At 61.0% G+C, this 5,637-nt stretch carries 3 protein-coding genes; all 3 read right to left on the bottom strand.

Annotated features, from left to right (window positions below; genetic code table 11):
• Nucleotides 1–131: 131 nt before the first annotated feature.
• Nucleotides 132–1,076 carry a signal recognition particle-docking protein FtsY gene (gene ftsY / locus P1S46_11115; GenBank protein ID MDF1537026.1) on the bottom strand — a complete coding sequence of 315 codons (945 nt, stop codon included), beginning with the start codon at nucleotides 1,074–1,076 and terminating at the stop codon, nucleotides 132–134.
• Between the two features lie 130 nt (nucleotides 1,077–1,206).
• The gene (locus P1S46_11110; protein MDF1537025.1) at nucleotides 1,207–1,566 is read right to left on the bottom strand and encodes a roadblock/LC7 domain-containing protein; all 360 of its coding nucleotides are present in this window, start codon (nucleotides 1,564–1,566) and stop codon (nucleotides 1,207–1,209) included.
• Nucleotides 1,566–5,132 (bottom strand): chromosome segregation protein SMC, encoded by a 3,567-nt coding sequence (gene smc / locus P1S46_11105; protein MDF1537024.1) that lies wholly within the window; start codon nucleotides 5,130–5,132, stop codon nucleotides 1,566–1,568. The genes P1S46_11110 and smc overlap by 1 nt, the downstream gene beginning before the upstream one ends.
• Nucleotides 5,133–5,637 lie beyond the last annotated feature (505 nt).

The raw sequence follows: 5,637 nt of genomic DNA, 5'->3' as shown, positions 1-5,637 counted from the left end.
AGGCGACTGTGGAGTGAGCGCGGAGGCATACTTTAGTATTCCGCACAAGCGAACGACTCAGCAACGCCGCCGGAACGAAAAAGAACCTCGTGAATAGTCCGGGCTAGACACCAGGCGCTGGGAATTGGCGGTTAATCTCCGATAATCCCCTTAGCGTATTCCTCCGGATCGAAGGGCACCAGGTCTTCGATCCCCTCACCCAGCCCCACATATTGAATGGGCAGCCCCAGTTCCCCGGCGATGGGTATCAGGATGCCTCCCCTTGCCGTTCCGTCCATCTTGGTGATGGTCACCCCCGTGACGCCGGCCGCCTGCGCGAACTCCCTGGCCTGGACGAGGGCGTTCTGCCCCGTGGTCGCGTCCAGCACGAGCATCACCTCGTGGGGCGCCCCCTCCACGATCCTTTCGGCGACCCGCACGATCTTCTCAAGCTCCCTCATGAGAGGTTCCTTGGTGTGGAGCCGCCCAGCCGTGTCGATGATCACATCCCTGGTACCGGCTGAAACGGCTTTTGAAAGGGCGTCGTGGACTACGGCGGCAGGGTCGCCGCCCTCCAGGGCACCGTGAAAAGCGGCGCCCGCCCTCCGGGCCCATATTTCCAGCTGTTTTACGGCGGCCGCCCGGTAAGTGTCCGCTGCCACCAGCATGGTGGACCGGCCTGTTTTGCCGAGCCGATGGGCGAGTTTGCCGATGGTGGTTGTCTTTCCCGATCCGTTGACGCCGACGACCAACATGACCCGCGGCCCCGGCGGCCCCCCGGCGGCTGCCGGATCAGGGGGCAGGTCAGGCGTCCTTTTTCCCTGTGCTGAAACCGCACCGGCGATCCACCGGCTCATGAACATCTTCATCTCGTCGTCCGACCTGATGCTTCCGGAAGATTTACGGAGGTGTTCGATGAACCTGGCGGTGTACTCGACCCCTATATCGGCCGTGATGAGGATCTCCTCGATCCGTTCCAGCTGCTCTTCGCCGATGGTGATCCCGCCCGTGAAAACGGCCCTGATCCGTCCCCAGATGGAGCCGCGGGTCTTTACGAGTCCGGTTTTGTAAAGCTCGTGGTCACGGTTGGAAGTCACGGTCAGCCCTTTACAGAATTTCAGATTTCAGGTTTCAAATTTCAAGGGAACAACAAGCTCTATTCCATAACAGATATCGGTGGTGTACAGGTCATTTTGAAATGTGAAATATGAGATGTGGATTGAATATTCAGATTAACTCGTTGATCTCGGGTATCCCGTCGCGGAGAGCTTTCATCCCCAGGGCGGGGATACCGGTCCTGTCCTGTATGAGGACGACGAAAAGGCCCTCCTTGACCGGCGCGACGCTGTAGGTGAAACGGTCGGATCGAATGTAGAGTTCCCTGATGACGTCGCCGCTGCCGATCCGTTCCTGGATGTCGTTGAGGAGGCTGAGAATGATACCGTGGTGGGCCCCGGCAAGCCTTACTTCGAAGCTGTCGCCCCGGTTGGCGAGATCGACGAATTCTCCCTCGTCGTCAACGATGGTGGCCCCGACTCCGCCTCCCGCCGTGTCGACGATCCGGTCAAGCGCCTTCTTGAAAGGCATCAGGCCACATCCCTGAGACGCACAGACACCACCTGGGAAGCGCCCGGCTCCCTCATGGTGATGCCGTACAATACGTCGGCTGCCTCCATGGTCAGCTTGTTGTGTGTGATGACGAGAAACTGGAACTTGCCGGACAACTCCCGGATGATCGCGGCGAAGTTGCTCAGGTTCTGGTCGTCGAGGGGCGCGTCGACCTCGTCCAGGATGCATATTGGACTGGGCCTGGCCAGGAACATGGCGAAGATCATGGTCAGGCTCACGAGGGCTTTCTCCCCTCCCGACAGCAGCTGCATGCTCTTGAGCCGCTTCCCGGGCAGCTGGACCTGGATATCGACGCCGGAATTTAACGGGTCGGTTTCGTCGAGAATGATCATCTGGGCGCTGCCGCCGGTGATGAGGCGCGGGAATAGACGCCCGAAGTTGTCACTGACCTCCCGGAAAGTGGCAAGAAACCGCTCGCGGCTCGTCCGGTTGATCTTGCGGATCGCTTTTACCAGAGATTCTATGGACAATTCGAGGTCCTGCTGCTGGGCGGTGAGGAATTCGTACCGCTCGTTGAGTTCCTCGAATTCCTCAACGGCTCCGGGGTTGACCTCACCCATCTGGGAGATCTTTTCCCGAAGGGTGGCGATACGCTCCCCGGCCTGGACCCTGTCGAACTCACCTGCCTCGAACTGCTCCCTGGCGATGGAGCTGACGTCGCTTTTGTGCTCCTCGCGGACACGGTCACGGATGTGGGCCAGTTCGGACCTGACCTCACTGGACCTGATGTCGAGCCTCGAGATCTCCTCCCGGACGGATGCCGCCTTCGACCTGAGGTTCCTGGCGGCCACGGACAGTTCCTCGGCCGCAAGACGTGACTCGTCCTGCAGGGCACGCAGCCGGTCCAGCTCCGCCTTTTTTTCTTCGAGGACCAGGATCTCCTTTCGGACAGTTTCCCGGCCCCCGGCAACGTGGTCATGGTGCATCCCGATCCTCGAGCGGGTCTCCTCCCTCTCCGAGTTGAGGCGTTCCTTTCTCTCCTGGACCTCCTGGTTCCTGGACGCGGCCGTTTCAAGAGCCCGCTGGGAACTTTCTCTCCTGAGCCCCAGGGAACTGACCTTGATGCGCGCCTCTTCAAGGGCCGATCGCCGTTCCACCATCTGGACGCCGAGGTCGGTCACCTTTTTCGCGAGGTCCGCTGTTCTCTCGTTGGCAGTGATCTCTTCCGCCGTGAGCTCTTCCAGCCTGGCGAGGCACCTTTCGATATTAAGGGCCGCTTCGCTGTCCTCCCGGTCAATCAGCTTCATTTCGGAGTCAAGATCCTCGAGGATCCCCTGGGCCTGCTGGAGTTCTCTGCGTGCCATGGTCAGCGCGCTCTCGTTGGCAAGCCTTGCCCTTTCAGCGGTGCGGCCCTCCTCCTCGGCCTGGAGCAGTCGGGCCTCGTCGGCGGCGATCTTCACCTTGAGGTCATCCCTCGTTTCCCGGGTGCGGTTCAGTTCGTATTCAACCTGCCCGGCCTCGGTCCCGAGTTCCCTGATCTTCCTCTTCCTGGCCAGGAGCGTCTCCCCGTCGGTCTGGCTGCCCCCGGTGATGACACCGGTGGATTCCACCACGTCGCCGTCCAGGGTGACGATGGTGGCCGTGAACCCGTTCCTGCGCCAGAGATCGAGGGCGATGTTCAGGTCCTCCACCAGCAGCGCGTCACCGAGGAGAAAATCACCCACCCCGTTAAGGCTGGCCGAGAAGTTCACCATGTCGACGAGGGGGCCGTGGATCCCGTCGCCGCGGACAGCCCCGATCCCGTTACCTTTCCCGTTTGCACGGGGTGATTTCGGTATGAAGCTCCCCCTGCCGCCGGTCCTTTCTTTCAGGTGGCCGATGACCGCACGGGCGTCCTCGGGCGCGTTGACGATCATGTGGCCGAGTCTTTCGCCGAGAACAGCCGTGACGGCTTTTTCGTAGGGTTGGGGAACGTCGATGTAGTCGGCGACGACACCGAGGACCCCGGACTGTCCGGCATCGGTGTAATGCCGCATCACGTGCCGCGCTCCCTCCGGGAGCCCTTCCATCTGCTCTTCCAGCGCCACCAGGGTCCTCTGGAGACCTCTTATCTCCGCCTGCCGTTCGGAAAGAACTGCCAGCCTGGACTCCGCTTCATCGACCGAGCTTCTCCCGGCCTGGATCGCTTCGCGGAGGCTGTCCAGCCGGTCGGCCGTGACCCGGGCGGATTCGACGGCACCCTGGAACTCGGATTCCCTCTCCTGGCACTCCTTCCGGTGCGCCTCGATCCGTGATCGGACGTCGGATATCCGGTGGCTGGAGTCCTCCCTCCTCCGTCCAAGCGCTTCCCGCGCCTTGCGTCCTGAATCGGCCTCCATCTCCAGTCGGCTTTTCTCGGTCCCGATGGTGAAAAGGGAGATCCTGGACGATTCCACGTCACTCCGAACCTGCCGCAGGGCCGACTCGGAGGCGTTGAACCTCTCCTGGGCCTCTTCCAGCAGCGTGTTGAACCTCCCGTGCTCGTCCTCGATGGCGGCCAGTTCCAGCTCCAGCTGCTGGAGCTCATTTCGCTCCGACTCGGTGCGGGCGGAAAGGTCGGCTTCGTCCTCTTCCAGTCGGACAAGCCTCTCTTCAAGGGACCGGATGGCGCTCTCGCGCACCGAGATGTCACTTTCCAGGCGGGCGATGCCGGCTTCCGTGGCCCGCACCGCCTCGAACCCCTCGGTGACCCGCCCCTCACCTTCGAGGAGACCGGCCCGAAGGACTTCCTCCCTCGATTCCGCCGCGGACATCCCGGCCTCCAGGTCACCGAGGACCGACCTTCGCCCCTGGAGCTCGGATTCCACTCTTTCCAGCTCCACGACGAAAGCGCTGTAGTCCTCGAACCGGAACCTCAGGTCGAGGGCCGTCAACTCGTCCCGCAAGATCCTGTACCTCCTGGCCCTGGCCGCTGAACGTTTCATGGAGTTGAGCTGGCGCCTGACCTCCCGGATCACGTCGCTGACCCTGAGAAGGTTCTGGCGGGTCCTCTCGATCTTGCGCTCAGCCTCAAGGCGCCGCATGCGGTACTTGAGGACACCGGCCGCTTCCTCGATGAGGGCTCTTTTTTCCTCGGGCCTGGAGTTGATGAGGAGGGAGATCTTGCCCTGTTCGACGATGGAATAGCCACGGCTGGAACCGCCGGCGTCGGCGAGGAGCTCACGGATATCCTTGAGCCGGCATGACACTCCGTTGATGAGGTACTCGCTCTCTCCTGTCCTGAACAGCTTGCGGCTGACGGATAACTCGGCATAGTCCCGCCACTGGTTGTCGAGGGAGCCGTCGTTGTCGAAAACCAGCGTCACCTCGGCCATGCCGGCGGGTTTACGGCGGTCGCTGCCGTTGAAGATGACGTCCTCCATCGTCTGCCCCCGAAGGAGCTTGGCGCTCTGCTCGCCGAGGGTCCAGCGCACGGCGTCGACGATGTTGCTCTTGCCGCACCCGTTGGGACCGACCACTACGGTCAATCCGTCTTCCTGGAACTTGAAGACGGTCCGGTCCGGGAACGATTTGAAACCCTGTATTTCGAGACGTTTGAGGAGCATGGAATACAGTCGTCAGGAGCCGGGAGTCAGGATGAAAACCTGAAACCTGGAACGTGGAACCTGGACTGAAACCTCCTTATCAGGGATAGGGAACCATTCAATTCTTCAGGAGCCCGGATGCACCCGGACACCCCTCGCCACCTTGACGAGATAGCTATGCCTGTGTAACCGTTGATTGCCACTTAACACTTTAATACCAGTGAAAATTTACCATGGGGCACTCCATGTGTAAAGACCCGAAATCCGCCGAAAACGCCCTTCCGGTCGGGGCTGGACGGTCAGCGAGTGACGTGGGGCGGCAAGTTCAACAGCAACACGGCACCATAAAAAATATAGCCCCCTCAATGCCCCGACCGGAGGCCGGCCCAAACCAATCGCGGATTTCGGGTGAGGCTTGCTTCAGACTCATTTCATTCTGGTAGAGGCTGGCAGCGTGTCGGAAAACCTCTTGACACGCTGCTGTAAGTTTTTCGGAAAGCCCTTTTTTGGGTCTTTTCTTGAAAAC

This window comes from bacterium, assembly GCA_029210545.1.
Taxonomy (GTDB): domain Bacteria; phylum BMS3Abin14; class BMS3Abin14; order BMS3Abin14; family BMS3Abin14; genus JARGFV01.
This window is presented reverse-complemented; position numbering and strand designations above follow the sequence as displayed.